A 13,842-nucleotide genomic window follows, 5' to 3' on the forward strand; every position below is an offset into this window, starting at 1 on the left:
CCTCCATGTTTGGAGGGTCTTTTTTTATTGGAATCGGGCTAATTATTACAACTTTTTGTCAAACATTCTGAGTTCACATTTCCTTCACTTTTTTTGTGACATACGTCACAAAAATCATGTTACCATCTGTTTTATAGTAATAATGCAAACAGCAAAACTAACACACGAATTAAAAATTTCATTGAACCTAGGGGGAAATAAAATGCCACGAATAACTTATTGGAATCCAGAGGATGAAAAGTTCTGGAACACAGAAGGAAAAAAACATGCACGAAGAAACTTATGGATCTCAGTACCATCTTTAATGCTAGCGTTTATTGTTTGGCAAATTTGGTCAGTGGTTGCCGTTCGACTAAACGATGTTGGTTTCAACTTTTCACAGGCTCAATTATTGACACTAGCAGCATTACCGGGTCTAGTAGGAGCAACGCTTCGCTTTTTTTACACTTTCGCTGTAGGAGCAGTAGGCGGACGAAACTGGACTGTAATCTCGACTGCTGTATTGGTCATTCCAGCAATTGGCGTTGGTATAGCAGTTCAAAATCCTGACACACCATATTCTGTTATGATGTTATTAGCGGCACTTTGTGGTTTAGGGGGAGGAAATTTCTCATCCTCTAATAACAATATCAGTTATTTATTTCCGAAAAAAGAAAAAGGAACTGCGCTTGGCATTAATGGCGGTCTAGGTAATATGGGAGTTTCTGTTGTACAATTCGTAACACCATTAATCATTGCCTCCGGAACTTTTGCTTTATTTGGCGACAAACAAGTATCAGCTAACGGTCAAGCGGTCTGGATACAAAACGCTGCGTTTATCTGGGTCATTCCCATTATTATTATGACAGTGCTTGCTTGGTTTAAAATGGATAATGTACCTGCCGCAAAACAATCAGTGAAAGAACAATTTGTCATTGTTAAACGAAAACACACTTGGATCATGACAATCCTTTATGTGGCGACTTTCGGTTCCTTTATTGGATATTCTGCAGCGTTCCCGTTGTTATTGAAATCCCAATTTCCTGAATACGTATCACTCGCCTTCCTTGGAGCGTTAGTTGCTGCTTCTGCAAGGATGGCAGGAGGCTGGATTTCCGATAAAATCGGTGGCGAAAGAGTAACAGCATTTGTCTTGATCGTTATGTCAATAGGTGTTTTAGGAGTCATTTACTTCTTAAGCACGAAACAATTTCCAGGGTTCCTAACTTCCTTTTTAATCTTGTTTGTTGCAGCAGGAATCGGTTCTGCTTCTACATTCCAAATGATTCCATTTATCTTTTCGGTAAAGGAAGCAGGACCTGTCATCGGTTTTACTGCAGCCTTTGCAGCTTACGGTTCTTTCTTAATACCAAAATTATTTGCATGGTCCGTCGGAAGCACTGGTTCCTATGCGACAGCATTCTATTTCTTTATCGCATTCTATGTCATCTCGATTGCATTAAACTGGTTTTTTTACCAAAGGGAGACAACAACGGAAGAAGTGCAATACAACTTCAAACAAGCAAGTTAAACCAATTGTTGACTTATTTAGGACATAGTAAAGAAGTACGGTTTACCCGTACTTCTCAGGCTGTCGAGAGTTTCTCGACAGCCTTAATTTTATTTAATAACTTTACAAATAATCGCGTTAATTTAGTTTAATATTAGTTAAAAATTGATTATTCGACATGTCTGTTGATATGCGCTCCAGGGACTTCGCTTTCCACGGGGGTGCAGGAGTCTTCGTGCCTTCCGCGCATCTCAACAGATCCTTTATAATATAAGAATACTCCATGCAACCAAAGAAAAAACTATAAAATCAGATCTCATGACATGTTTGAGGGGAAAATCCCGATCTCCGCGTTAAGCGTCCTTCTCACATGACGCGTCTGAGGGAAAAATACAATCAAATGCGTTATAAGACCGCCTTTTATGACGTGTTTAGCGAATTAATCAAGCCAAACGCGTTATGAGATTGCCTCTTATGACAGGTATAAGGACAAAATCCAATCAAACACGTTATAAGGTCGCCTTTTATGACGTGTTTAGGGAATTAATCAAGCCAAACGTGTTATGAGATTGCCTCTTATGACAGGTATAAGGTGAAAATCCAGTCAAACGTGTTATAAGGTCGCCTTTTATGACGTGTTTAGCGAATTAATCAAGCCAAACGTGTTATGAGATTGCCTCTTATGACAGGTATAAGGAGAAAATCCAGTCAAACGCGTTATAAGATTGCCTTTTATGACGTGTTTAGCGAATTAATCAAGCCAAACGCGTTATGAGATTGCCTCTTATGACAGGTATAAGGTGAAAATCCAGTCAAACGCGTTATAAGGTCGCCTTTTATGACGTGTTTAGCGAATTAATCAAGCCAAACGCGTTATGAGATTGCCTCTTATGACAGGTATAAGGAGAAAATCCAGTCAAACACGTTATAAGGTCGCCTTTTATGACGTGTTTAGCGAATTAATCAAGCCAAACGCGTTATAAGACCGTTCCTATGAAACGAGTGAGGAGAAAATCAAGTCAAACGCGTCATGAAATGGCATTTTATGAAATGTTTAAGGGAAATTCTATGTGTGTTGCAATCCTTTAGTTAATTCCACCCTGTTGATTGGAGCGGAAGGTGCGAAGACTCCTGCGGGAGTACGGGACAGGGGAGACCCCGCAGGCGCGGAACGCACCGAGGAGGCTCCCCGAACCGCCCGCGGAAAGCGAAGCACCTGGAGTGGAAATCAACAGGCCCAATAGCAGGATTTCTTAATAAAAAACGCAATTGAAATTTCGATAGAATAAAAAATTGTCGAGAAAGATACCCTTTCTCGACAATTTGAGAAGTTCCGTTTTCCCATACTTCTTTCACATTTTAGCAGCTTAAATTTTCGAAATCGCCACCGCACATGCCTTATACTCCGCGGTACCCGATATCGGGTCATATTCGTTTAAGGTTAACACATTGGTCGGGGTCTCATACCAATGGAAGCTCATGAATACCAAACCAGGAACAACCTGTTCGGTAACCTTGGCTTTTACCTCCAGTTCACCTCTTCGGGATCGGACCTTAACGACTTCCCCATCTGTTATACCCAGCGCCTCTGCATCATTCGGATGAATATCCACCGTTTCTTCGGTTTGCTTGATTTTCACACCTGCTGCATAATGCCGCGTTTGGGTGTGGGTGTTATAAGACTCGTAACGGCGGCCTGTAGTCAAAGTAAATGGATATTCTTCATCCGGCAGCTCCATCGGCGCAGTATAATCTACCGGTACAAACGGCGCTTTTTTGGTTTCAGGCTCCTGGTGGAAGCGTTCGTGCATAATAAATGTTCCCGGATGGTTTTCGTCAGGGCATGGATAGTGGACACTGTATTCTTTGTCGAGTCGATTATAGGAAATACCGCCATACATTTCCCACGCCATTTTTCGAACCTCATTCCAAATTTCTTCACTGTTGTGATAATGCATTGGATAGCCCATAATGGTGGCCAGTTCACAAAGAATTTCCCAATCCTCTTTTGTGCTTGGATGGGCTTCGACCGCTTTGCGGACCCGTTGAATTCTCCTGTCTGTGTTCGTGTATGTTCCATCTACCTCGCCCCACGAACGCGCTGGTAAAACAACATCGGCATATTTAGCCGTTTCCGTCATAAAAATATCTTGGACAATTAATAAGTCCAACTTTTCAAATAGCTTTTTTGTATGATTCATATGAACGTCTGCAAGAAGCGGGTTTTCACCAATGATATACAGTGCCTTCAATTCTCCCATTTCCAGCCTGTCGAATGTTCGTGTTTGCGTGTCACCTACTTTTGGATTTAATGTAACCTTCCATTCCTGTTCATAGCGGGTTCGGAATTCGTCGTTTGCCAGGCTCATTGCTCCTGGCAATTGATTAGGCAGACAGCCCATATCCCCGGCACCCTGGACATTATTTTGCCCTCTAAGCGGCATAATTCCAGTACCTGGTCTACCTATATTGCCAGTCAATAAAGCAAGATTAGCAATGTCAAATACATTATTTACCCCGCAATGGTGCTCGGTAATCCCTAATGTATAAGCAATCATGGAACCGGCTGAACTTGCATATTCGCGTGCAGTTGCCACAATATCCTCTGCTGCCACCCCAGTTATTGCGGCAGCATATTCAGGAGTGTATGGCTCGACTTGCTTGGCAAGCTTTTCATAATCCAAAGTAACCCGCTCAATAAAGCTTTGGTCATAAAGGCGTTCCTTTAGGATGACACGAATGAGTGCATTAATTAAGGCTATGTCAGTCCCGACATTTATTTGCAAATGACGATGGGCAACTTTGACCATATCTATTTTTCTCGGGTCAACCACAATAATTTTAAGTCCGGATTTTATGGCTTTCTTCATGCGATTTGCAATAATCGGGTGGGCTTCCGTTGTGTTTGAGCCCATTAACAATAGTACCTCTGCTTTATCGAAATCTTCCAGTGTATTTGTCGGGAAACCGCTTCCAAAAACAGTTGCCAGACCGGCAACACTCGGAGCGTGTCAGGTTCGGTTACAGCCGTCAATATTGTTGCTGCCAATAACCGTTCTCATAAATTTTTGTGTAACATAGTTTGATTCATTTGTGCTTCGCGCACAAGCAAACATACTAATTGCTTCAGGTCCCCACGTTGTTTTAATTTCGGACAGTTTTCCCGCGATAAATTGGTAAGCCTCATCCCAAGTAGACTCGACCAATTGTCCGGCCTTGCGGATTAATGGTGTGGTCAAGCGATTGTTCGCATGGACATATTCATAAGCAAACGCCCCTTTTACACATGTTTGTCCCTTGTTTACAGGAGCATCCTTGTCGCCGCGGATTTTCTTTATTCTATTATTTTCTACCTCGAGAATTAATCCGCAGCCAGTTCCGCAGTATCCACAAATCGTTTTAACTAAACCAGCTTCGCTCACTCTATTCCCTCCCAATAAAAACATTAATACTTATATAATCATATTAATCTATTTAACTAGCCAATTGTTTCATTTTTTGTAAAAATTTTTGTCTATTTTTTAAAAAGTAAAAACGGGAGAAGTTTACCTCTCCCGTTTTTAGGCCGTTCTGGCCGGCAGCATAATATTAAAGGTGGTACCTTTGTTTGGTTCGCTTTCAACAAAGACTTTGCCATTATGGCTTTCGATTATTTTAAAGCTGACCATCAGGCCTAGGCCATTGCCATTCTTCTTTGTAGTAAAAAACGGTTCACCAAGCTTCTTTAGCTTCTCCTTAGGGATTCCAACTCCGGTATCCTGAATTGAAATTTGCACATTATTATCATGAATCATCGTTTTCACGTGCAGGTCGCCGCCATTCGGCATCGCTTCCATTCCGTTTTTAATGAAGTTTAAGAATACCTGCTTTAACCGATTTTCATCACATTCAATTTGGATAATATCCTGATTACAATTGAAATGAAGTCGGACATTCTTCTTTCTGGCTTCGAACTCAAGCAGCGAAATCACATTCCTGATCACCGGCACAACATTCTTCTCTTCCAATTCCACGGCTTTTGGTTTTGCGAGCACCATAAAGTCTTCGACAATGGTGTTGACTCGTTCAATTTCATCGAGAATAATATTTAAAAATTCCAGCCGCTCCGGGTCTTGCTCATCCAACTGAAGGAATTCGGCATATCCCTTCATCGAAGTCAGCGGGTTGCGAATTTCATGGGCTACACCAGCAGCCAATTGCCCCACTGCCGCAAGCTTATCTTGGCGATGCAGAACTTCTTCTTGCCGCTTCCGTTCTGTAATATCATTACGAATGGCCAAATACTGATATGGTTTACCTTGTTCGTTTAAAAACGGGACAATGGTCGTGTCAACCCAGTAATATGATCCATCCTTCGCTTTATTCCGAATTTCACCCTTCCACACTTTTCCAGTCCCAATCGTTTTCCACAGATTTTTAAAAAAGTCCTTTGAATGGTACCCGGAATTCAAAATTCGGTGATCCTCTCCAATCAATTCTTCACGACTGTATTTGGAAATCTCACAAAATTTTTCGTTAACTGTGGTAATCCTGCCTTTTTCATCGGTTATGGCTACAATGGACGATTGATTAAGGGCAAAGGTAATATCTCGAACCTCTTTTGTTGATTCCAGTAAGCTTCTTTCCGCATTTTTCCGTTGGGTAATGTCTGAACGAATCGCAATATATTGGACTGGTTTTCCTTTTTTATTGATAAACGGCACGATGGTTGTGTCGACCCAATAAAAGGAACCATCCTTTGCCTTATTGCGTATTTCCCCCCTCCAAATTTTTCCGGATTCAATCGTAGTCCAAAGATCGCGGAAAAATTCCTTGGGGTGATACCCAGAATTTAAGATACGATGATTTTTTCCTATAATCTCTTCTTTCGTATACTTTGAGATTTCTTCGAACTTATCGTTCACATAAACAATCGTTCCTTTTGGATCCGTAATGGCCACGATGGTGGAGGCATCAAGCGCAGCTTTTATGTCCTTCAGGTTTGTGTCAGACGCTGCGAGCTGCTTGCTTATCAATGCACTCGAAACAATTAGTCCACTCATAATTAAAACTGAAACAAATAATACCAAATAAATAAAAAAGGAATTATCTCCCGCTGTTCCTTTAATCATCTCAGTACCAGCGAGAAAAGCAGTCGATTTTTTTAGCAGGATATGCCCTTCGGCTATTGCTCCGGTCATGATTAAGGCACTTACAGGTTTTAACCATATCTGGTTCTCACTGGTAAAGCTTTTTGGCGAAAACAGCAGCCATAAAGCAAATAAAAAGGAACCAAAAATGAGCAACCCAGAAAAAGCAAATAAAAAAACATTAAATTTAAATAAAACGTTTATTGAATAGATGCCGATAATATGAATGGCAAGCACCGCGAAGGTTAAAAATAAGCTTCCAATCACTAACTGGAAGAAACCAACTACTTTGTTAAAAAATGAAATAAAGGCCATTCCTGTAAAGGAAATTCCTATAAAAATGGATAGGATCGTAAGTGGTATATAGTAATGGGTAATTCTGCCGCTTTCTGTTACCATTAACCCCATAAAATTTGTAACCCAAATTCCAACCCCCAATGACAATGTCCCGCTCAAGAACAAAAGGCTTTTATTTTGCCCTGAGGATTTGATTAATGTAAACATATCCAGTGCGGTATAGGATGCCATAATGGTTAAACCAATTGCGATGATGAATAAAAACGGATGAAATTCTCCAATAATAGCAGTCATGAACTCGCATCCACCCCCAATTCAACCTTTTTCTACTATGATTGTAATGGAAAGTAATTCGATATGGAAGTGAAAATATTTTTTTCGTCATTATTTGATGATTAGTTTAACCTTAATGGCACCCTTCATGAGCATTACATGCTGTTTATTGAACAAACGCTAAATCTCAAACGGCCAATCATTAAAAAATTTTTTGAATTTTTTTAAAAAAAGTCTACACATTTTCAATTTTTTTGTTTATACTGTACTATAACAAATGGTAATTAAATAAACTGTATTAATAAAGGAGGAATTTTAAAATGTTAATGAGTCCAGTTGAGTTTTTCCGCAATCTGCCTAAAAAGGAATGTCCTGAGTGTGGTCAGTATGTGGAGGAACAAGCAGAATCATACTTAATGGAATGCGAACGCTGCCTGTCCAAGAAAGTTGAGTAATATATTTTTTTCTTACATCTGTTATACAACAATATGATAATAAAAAATCTGTGCTAATGAAGGGGATGCCTATTATGTTAATGAGTCCGGTTGAATTTTTTCGTAATTTGCCTAAAAAAGAATGTGCTGAGTGCGGCCAGCACTTGGAGGAGCAAGCAGAGTCATATTTGATGGAATGCGATCGCTGCCTTGCCAAAAAAGCAGAGTAAACTGAACTCTCCGAAATTATCGGAGAGTTTTTTTTGCAAGAATTACTAATAAGGTTAGAATTATTCAGGCATAGCATCTTAAATAATCGCTAATCCTTTTTAATAAGGAGATGATCATATGGCAAAGAAGGAAGATTACCTAACTACTGCCCCTAAAAAAGCAGTTATGACCATAAATAATGGAGCTGTGTTTCAGAATAAAAAAAATGTACCTGGGGATTCGGTAGATGAGCATGCCCGGTTAGAATAGGCCAATACCTTAATTGCATCAGGAGAAATTGGTCAGCAAAATGAAAATTTATGATATGAAAAAGACTGTCAGTACATCAGACAGTCTTTGCTCACTTGATCGTTATATTTTTGGAAGCTCACGAATTTCCTGAACCATGCCATTTCCGCACATCGGGCAAAGCATGTCATCCGAAACAAAGTCCTTTCTCATCCAGCCTATACATGTATCATCCATACATGTATAAATTTCGGTGTCTACCAGAATTGTTTCCATTTCTTCATCTTTTGTCCGTCTGCCAAAAAAAATGGGAACCGCCTCCTTTTAAAAATAGTATGTCCAAAAATCGCCATTCCATTTCCAAATATTTTATCATTGAGGTGAAGTTATGACTTCCAAACAGAAACGCTACACAATTGCTGGAACAGATATAGAGGAAGTAAAAAGATTAAACAGTCAATCGGGACTAAGTTACAATGAGGTAAAACAGTTATTGGCAAAGCAATATTTGAGAAATAAATAGATATTGTGAAAAGGCTGTCAGATTAATGGCAGCTTTTTTTACGGCCAATTGCTTTTTTGACTAATAGGAAAGTATAAATTCAACTATGCCTCTGTCATCGTCCTAACGGACTCGCCAATCTGCGAGTTTTCATTTATTCACAAAATATCCATATCTTTTTTAAAAAAACTTCTTTATGTTTATGGTAGGAGGGGAACCAATGAAAAAAATCTATCTTATTTGCAGTCTTGCCGTTTTTATCGGGGTTGCAGCCGGAATCTCATTTTTTCTTATACGCGATGCAAACACAGCAATACCAGGAGATATTACATTAATTAATCAAAATGGCGAACAATATAAGTTTGGCAAGGATAACACAAAATTAAAATTAATCGAATTTATGTACACCCATTGCCCTGACGTTTGCCCGACTACAACAATTAAGATGGTTGAGTTAAGAAAGGACTTGGAAAAAGCCGGTGTCTTTGGCAAGGATATTGAATTTATCACGATAACCATTGATCCTTATCGTGATACTCCTGAGATTTTGAAAAGATATATGAAGGATTTCGGAATAAAGAGCAGCAATTCTTGGTTATTCCTGACCGGCGATAAACAAAACATAAAAACAGAACAGCAAAAAATTCGGAAGATTGGCGAAGCAATGCAATTTCAATACAAGGATCCCGGGAACGGCCAATTTGTCCATACAACCTTCACCTATCTTATCGATGAAAATAATAAATTTGTCAAAAAGTTTCCGATGGGGGAAGATTTTAATAAAAAAGAAGTTTACGACACAATCTTGGATGAAATTAGGTAATAAGAAAAGCGATTAGTCCTTGGAGTAATCGCTTTTTATTCCAATTTTCCGATTTAATTCACGGATGAATGAAGTTTTTTTATTTGTTGTAATGATAAATGGTAATTGGACTTTGGTTTGGTTAGACTCGCTTTTATTCCTGCCTTTTTTAACTTGTTAACGAGTTCGGCAAGCTGTTTTTTGGCCACGTATATCACCCTCTTTAAGCTAATTTTACAACAAAATTATGAATAAAGTGTGAAAACGCAAAAAAAATTTTAGAAAATTTTTCATGTTATCTAGTGTTCCCCTTGAAAAATTCGCTCTTTCCTCTATTTAATGATATAATTTAAGGCAATATGTTTTTGGAGGAATGCTAGTTATATGATCACTGTAAGTAATGTTAGTTTAAGATATGGAGACCGTAAACTGTTTGAAGATGTAAATATCAAGTTTACACCAGGGAACTGCTATGGTCTGATTGGCGCTAACGGGGCGGGTAAATCCACATTTCTAAAAATTCTCTCTGGGGAAATAGAAGCGCAATCCGGAACCGTACAGATGGGTCCTAATGAACGAATGGCTGTTTTAAAACAGAACCATTTTGAATACGAAGAGCATGAAGTATTAAAGACAGTCATAATGGGGCATACAAGACTGTATCAAGTGATGCAGGAAAAGGATGCCATCTATATGAAAGAAAACTTCACCGATGAAGACGGGATGAAGGCAGCCGAACTTGAAGGTGAATTTGCCGAATTAAATGGATGGGAAGCTGAATCGGAAGCGGCCATCCTCTTAAAAGGACTAGGCGTTGGCGAAGAACTTCACGACAAAAAAATGGCAGAATTAAGCGGATCCGAGAAAGTGAAAGTATTGCTTGCTCAAGCATTATTCGGCAAACCAGATGTCCTGCTTCTTGACGAGCCAACCAACCACCTCGACATCAAAGCGATTCAGTGGCTCGAGGAATTTTTAATAAACTTTGAAAATACGGTCATCGTGGTGTCCCACGACCGTCATTTCTTAAACAAGGTTTGTACCCATATCGCAGATTTGGATTTTGGAAAAATTCAAATTTATGTCGGCAACTACGACTTTTGGTATGAATCCAGCCAGTTAGCCTTAAAAATGGCCCAGGACGCCAACAAGAAAAAGGAAGAAAAAATAAAAGAATTGCAAAGCTTTATAGCTCGATTTAGTGCCAATGCTTCAAAATCAAAGCAGGCAACATCCAGGAAAAAGCTGTTGGATAAAATTTCTTTAGATGATATCAAACCATCTTCTAGACGTTATCCATATGTCGGATTTACACCCGACCGCGAAATCGGAAATGACTTATTGAGAGTAGATGGATTGACGAAAACGATTGATGGCATAAAAGTGCTGGATAATTTAAGCTTCATCATGAACAAAGGGGATAAAATTGCCCTTGTTGGAACCAACGAACTAGCCAAAACTACTCTTTTTAAAATCCTAATGGGTGAGTTAGAAGCGGACAGCGGGAGCTTTAAATGGGGAATTACTACCTCGCAGGCCTATTTCCCAAAGGACAACTCTGAGTTTTTCGAAAACTGCGAGTTAAATCTAGTCGACTGGCTCCGGCAATTTTCACCGAAGGATGACAGCGAGAGCTTCCTGCGCGGCTTTTTAGGAAGAATGCTGTTCTCTGGAGAAGAAGTGTTAAAGAAAGCCAGTGTTTTGTCTGGAGGCGAAAAGGTGCGTTGCATGCTTTCCAAAATGATGTTGAGCGGCGCCAATGTGTTGCTTCTAGATGAACCGACCAACCATTTGGATTTGGAATCCATCACCGCCCTTAACAATGGGTTAATTAACTTTAAAGGCTCGATGCTTTTTTCATCTCACGATCACCAGTTCATCCAAACCATTGCCAACCGGATTATTGAACTGACGCCAAACGGCCTGGTTGATAAACAAATGACTTATGATGAATACCTGGAAAATGCGGAGATCCAAAAGCAAGTAGCAGAAATGTATAGCTAAATTCTGACGGGCACCAATAGAATTGGTGCCCGTTCTCTGTTTAAAATATCTTCGTCTTTTTTCTTGAAGACGGTTCCATTCTTGAACCGGTTTCTGATGTTGTTGTGCCCTGCCCTTCCACTTGCGGAGAATTTAATCCTATCGTAGATGGATCTGCCTTCTTTTTTCTGCGTTTACTCAATTTAAACACCTCCCATCTTAGCTTTTGAAACCTAAAAGACGCTTATTCAGAATAATGACAGTAAATTTAGGCATGATAATCTACAGGAGGAGGTGTTTGTATGGCTAAGGTTGGAGTAGAACAATCTCTTACAAATGTTCAACAGGCATTGCGGGAAAAGGGGTACGACGTAGTGGAATTAAAACAGCAATCAGATGTGCAAAATGTTGATTGCTGCGTTATAACCGGTCTTGATTCAAATGTAATGGGCATCCATGATACCGTCACGAAAGCTCCGGTAATAGAGGCGAACGGCATGTCTGCAGATGAAGTATGCCGGGAAGTGGAAAGCAGACTTCAATAACTTTTTCGAAAGACTAAAGGATTCACTTTAGTCTTTTTTTGCGTTAATGTTAACCTTAGGTCCTTTCTCGTGTGTTTGCTGCTCTCTCTTCTCTACCTTTGACTTTTTACTCTTTTCGTCCTCCGCAAGACTTGGTGTAAACTCACTTCCATAGGTAGCCCCGATATTTAATTTCCCCTTAAGCTCCTTAATTCCCAGTTGTCCTAGATTATTGTTAAGCTCATATTTATCAAGAATAATTTTTTCAATATTTATTTTTTCAATGATAATCGGGGGATCATTTGTTTTCTTGGCTTTGTCCGGTTTGGCTTGTTCTTGCAGCACGCAAACCAATTTTTCTAATTCGGCAATATTTTTCTCTAAAGAAAGCAATCTTTTTTGCCATTCCACTTTTGTCTCAGTTTTTCGGAATATATGGAATAAGAAGTTTAATGCCATCCGACAAACGCTCCCTTAAGTTTATACCTTATATAAAATATATGGGCATAAACGATTATCATGTCCACTAATTATAGTATGGACTTTGAAGTCATTCAATTGGAATAACGTCGCCGACCTGGGTCGTCCGCCGGTAACTGACAATTAACAGCCCATTCCAAAACTTTGCCCCTATATCACCAGGGTTCACTGAATCAGGAAGCTGTATTTGACGATGAAACTCCCCGGAAAACCGTTCCGAATAGGAAATTGTTAAATTGGGTTGAAATGGCATGGCCTTTCCTTTAACAGTCAGAATATTATTGCTAATTCCCAATTCAATATTTTCTTTCATAATCCCTGGAAGTTCAATAATCACGACCACATCTTCACTGCCTTCCAATATTTCATAATTCGGGAATGATTGATGTCTTTGCGCTTCCATACCCATTTGCTGATTGGCGGGGGGCATTTTCATTTGCTGGTCATTCATAAATTGCTTGGCGAATTCCTGGTCGAAAATATTGCCCCAGAAGTCGCCGCCCTGCATATTTTTGGCAAGATCCAGCCATTGCTTTAATTTTTCCATATCCATCTCCTCTACCCCCTTTCAAAGCAGCACCTTAATCCATCTTACGAGTCAAACTCAAAAAAAATAATCATTATTTTCCACATCTTGCCTTATAAAGGCCCCGTTAACTGAACGAGAAAAGTGAACTTTCTGCCATTCGGCAGTTTTTTTTATTCTTTTACGACGATTCCCCATTCGTTATAATGAGGTAGAAAGAACATCTTATTAGGATGTTATTGAACAATGCATCATGTTAAAGGAATGAATGTAAATGCACAGTGAATTTTGGCCCCCCATTCTATTGTCGCTCAAGGTGGCTTCCATTTCGGCTGCGATTGTATTAGTTTTGGGAATTTTGGCAAGTAGGCTGCTAGCCTTTAGGCGATTTAGGGGAAAAATGGTATTGGAAACCTTTTTATTAATGCCTCTAGTGTTGCCGCCGACTGTTATCGGGTTTTTATTAATATACTTTTTTGGCAAAAATAGTCCGATCGGTTCATTTTTTGAAGGTTTATTTGCGCGGTCGATTATTTTTACTCCGTTGGCTGCCGTAATCGCCTCAACAATCGTTGCGTTCCCTTTAATGTACCAAACTGTTAAAACAGGCTTTCAATCTGTCGATAAGGACATTGAAGAGGCGGCAAGGGTGGACGGGGCGAATGAGCTACATGTGTTTTTTCAGATTACCCTTCCATTATCTGTTAAATCAATTATTACCGGGTTAATCCTCAGCTTTGCCCGGGCATTGGGAGAATTCGGGGCAACGCTGATGTTTGCGGGGAATATACCCGGCAAGACCCAAACGGCGCCTACCGCGATATATATCGCTATGGAATCGGGGAATATGGAATTGGCCTGGCTGTTGGTCCTCTCTATGATTCTCATATCCTTTCTCATGTTATTTACGACTAATCTACCGCAAAAAAAGCCATGAAAGGCAA

At 39.7% G+C, this 13,842-nt stretch carries 15 protein-coding genes; 9 read left to right on the top strand and 6 right to left on the bottom strand.

The features are described 5' to 3' along the window. Window positions 1–202 precede the first annotated feature (202 nt). Window positions 203–1,510 carry an MFS transporter gene (locus M3234_RS23355; protein WP_262307026.1) on the top strand — a complete coding sequence of 436 codons (1,308 nt, stop codon included), beginning with the start codon at window positions 203–205 and terminating at the stop codon, window positions 1,508–1,510. 1,346 nt (window positions 1,511–2,856) lie between these two features. Here M3234_RS23355 and fdhF read toward each other — a convergent pair. Together fdhF and M3234_RS23365 are read right to left on the bottom strand one after the other, a co-directional pair. Beyond that, a complete protein-coding gene (fdhF, locus tag M3234_RS23360) occupies window positions 2,857–4,935 on the bottom strand; it encodes a formate dehydrogenase subunit alpha (protein WP_262307027.1) in 2,079 nt (692 codons plus the stop codon). 114 nt (window positions 4,936–5,049) lie between these two features. After that, window positions 5,050–7,209: a PAS domain S-box protein gene (locus M3234_RS23365; protein WP_262307028.1), complete on the bottom strand. Its 2,160-nt coding sequence runs from the start codon at window positions 7,207–7,209 to the stop codon at window positions 5,050–5,052. A 299-nt stretch (window positions 7,210–7,508) separates the two neighbouring features. Between M3234_RS23365 and yhfH (M3234_RS23370) the strand changes: the two genes are divergently transcribed. The 3 genes from yhfH (M3234_RS23370) to M3234_RS29390 all read left to right on the top strand — a co-directional run bounded on the left by yhfH (M3234_RS23370) (window position 7,509) and on the right by M3234_RS29390 (window position 8,102). Beyond that, a complete protein-coding gene (yhfH, locus tag M3234_RS23370) occupies window positions 7,509–7,643 on the top strand; it encodes a protein YhfH (RefSeq protein WP_262307029.1) in 135 nt (44 codons plus the stop codon). A 74-nt stretch (window positions 7,644–7,717) separates the two neighbouring features. Then, the gene (gene yhfH / locus M3234_RS23375) at window positions 7,718–7,852 is read left to right on the top strand and encodes a protein YhfH (protein ID WP_082692971.1); all 135 of its coding nucleotides are present in this window, start codon (window positions 7,718–7,720) and stop codon (window positions 7,850–7,852) included. Window positions 7,853–7,970: 118 nt separating this feature from the next. Beyond that, complete coding sequence (locus tag M3234_RS29390; RefSeq protein WP_285858636.1) at window positions 7,971–8,102, top strand: hypothetical protein; 132 nt, start codon at window positions 7,971–7,973, stop codon at window positions 8,100–8,102. Between the two features lie 102 nt (window positions 8,103–8,204). On the opposite strand, the gene M3234_RS23380 is transcribed toward M3234_RS29390, so the two are convergent. Continuing rightward, a complete protein-coding gene (locus M3234_RS23380; RefSeq protein ID WP_311315690.1) occupies window positions 8,205–8,390 on the bottom strand; it encodes a cold-inducible protein YdjO-related protein in 186 nt (61 codons plus the stop codon). Between the two features lie 79 nt (window positions 8,391–8,469). Between M3234_RS23380 and M3234_RS29395 the strand changes: the two genes are divergently transcribed. From M3234_RS29395 to M3234_RS23390, 3 genes are all read left to right on the top strand, one after another. Then, window positions 8,470–8,604 (top strand): hypothetical protein, encoded by a 135-nt coding sequence (locus M3234_RS29395; RefSeq protein ID WP_285858637.1) that lies wholly within the window; start codon window positions 8,470–8,472, stop codon window positions 8,602–8,604. A gap of 199 nt (window positions 8,605–8,803) precedes the next feature. Continuing rightward, complete coding sequence (locus tag M3234_RS23385) at window positions 8,804–9,406, top strand: SCO family protein (RefSeq protein ID WP_262307031.1); 603 nt, start codon at window positions 8,804–8,806, stop codon at window positions 9,404–9,406. Between the two features lie 363 nt (window positions 9,407–9,769). Further along, window positions 9,770–11,389, top strand: a complete 1,620-nt coding sequence (locus M3234_RS23390) for an ABC-F family ATP-binding cassette domain-containing protein (protein ID WP_262307032.1) — start codon at window positions 9,770–9,772, stop codon at window positions 11,387–11,389. A gap of 40 nt (window positions 11,390–11,429) precedes the next feature. On the opposite strand, the gene M3234_RS23395 is transcribed toward M3234_RS23390, so the two are convergent. Continuing rightward, the gene (locus tag M3234_RS23395) at window positions 11,430–11,570 is read right to left on the bottom strand and encodes a YuzL family protein (RefSeq protein WP_262307033.1); all 141 of its coding nucleotides are present in this window, start codon (window positions 11,568–11,570) and stop codon (window positions 11,430–11,432) included. Between the two features lie 100 nt (window positions 11,571–11,670). Here M3234_RS23395 and M3234_RS23400 point away from each other — a divergent pair, with 100 nt between their 5' ends. After that, window positions 11,671–11,913: a YkuS family protein gene (locus tag M3234_RS23400; protein ID WP_262307034.1), complete on the top strand. Its 243-nt coding sequence runs from the start codon at window positions 11,671–11,673 to the stop codon at window positions 11,911–11,913. A 27-nt stretch (window positions 11,914–11,940) separates the two neighbouring features. On the opposite strand, the gene M3234_RS23405 is transcribed toward M3234_RS23400, so the two are convergent. Beyond that, window positions 11,941–12,351, bottom strand: a complete 411-nt coding sequence (locus M3234_RS23405) for a hypothetical protein (RefSeq protein WP_262307035.1) — start codon at window positions 12,349–12,351, stop codon at window positions 11,941–11,943. Window positions 12,352–12,442: 91 nt separating this feature from the next. Further along, window positions 12,443–12,925 (bottom strand): Hsp20/alpha crystallin family protein, encoded by a 483-nt coding sequence (locus M3234_RS23410; protein ID WP_262307036.1) that lies wholly within the window; start codon window positions 12,923–12,925, stop codon window positions 12,443–12,445. Window positions 12,926–13,172: 247 nt separating this feature from the next. Between M3234_RS23410 and modB the strand changes: the two genes are divergently transcribed. Next, entirely contained in the window at window positions 13,173–13,835 is a 663-nt protein-coding gene (modB, locus tag M3234_RS23415; RefSeq protein WP_262307037.1) for a molybdate ABC transporter permease subunit, read from the top strand. Window positions 13,836–13,842 lie beyond the last annotated feature (7 nt).

The organism is Neobacillus niacini (assembly GCF_023715785.1).
GTDB classification, from domain to species: Bacteria; Bacillota; Bacilli; order Bacillales; family Cytobacillaceae; genus Neobacillus; species Neobacillus niacini_E.

Excerpts from the sequence above, each read along its gene's own strand:
- M3234_RS23355 (WP_262307026.1), top strand. The coding sequence starts at position 203 with ATGCCACGAATAACTTATTGGAATCCAGAGGATGAAAAGTTCTGGAAC.
- M3234_RS23410 (WP_262307036.1), bottom strand. The coding sequence starts at position 12,925 with ATGGATATGGAAAAATTAAAGCAATGGCTGGATCTTGCCAAAAATATG.
- yhfH (WP_262307029.1), top strand. The coding sequence starts at position 7,509 with ATGTTAATGAGTCCAGTTGAGTTTTTCCGCAATCTGCCTAAAAAGGAA.
- M3234_RS23365 (WP_262307028.1), bottom strand. The coding sequence starts at position 7,209 with ATGACTGCTATTATTGGAGAATTTCATCCGTTTTTATTCATCATCGCA.
- M3234_RS29390 (WP_285858636.1), top strand. The coding sequence starts at position 7,971 with ATGGCAAAGAAGGAAGATTACCTAACTACTGCCCCTAAAAAAGCAGTT.
- modB (WP_262307037.1), top strand. The coding sequence starts at position 13,173 with ATGCACAGTGAATTTTGGCCCCCCATTCTATTGTCGCTCAAGGTGGCT.
- M3234_RS23390 (WP_262307032.1), top strand. The coding sequence starts at position 9,770 with ATGATCACTGTAAGTAATGTTAGTTTAAGATATGGAGACCGTAAACTG.
- M3234_RS23400 (WP_262307034.1), top strand. The coding sequence starts at position 11,671 with ATGGCTAAGGTTGGAGTAGAACAATCTCTTACAAATGTTCAACAGGCA.
- M3234_RS23385 (WP_262307031.1), top strand. The coding sequence starts at position 8,804 with ATGAAAAAAATCTATCTTATTTGCAGTCTTGCCGTTTTTATCGGGGTT.
- yhfH (WP_082692971.1), top strand. The coding sequence starts at position 7,718 with ATGTTAATGAGTCCGGTTGAATTTTTTCGTAATTTGCCTAAAAAAGAA.
- M3234_RS23405 (WP_262307035.1), bottom strand. The coding sequence starts at position 12,351 with ATGGCATTAAACTTCTTATTCCATATATTCCGAAAAACTGAGACAAAA.
- M3234_RS29395 (WP_285858637.1), top strand. The coding sequence starts at position 8,470 with ATGACTTCCAAACAGAAACGCTACACAATTGCTGGAACAGATATAGAG.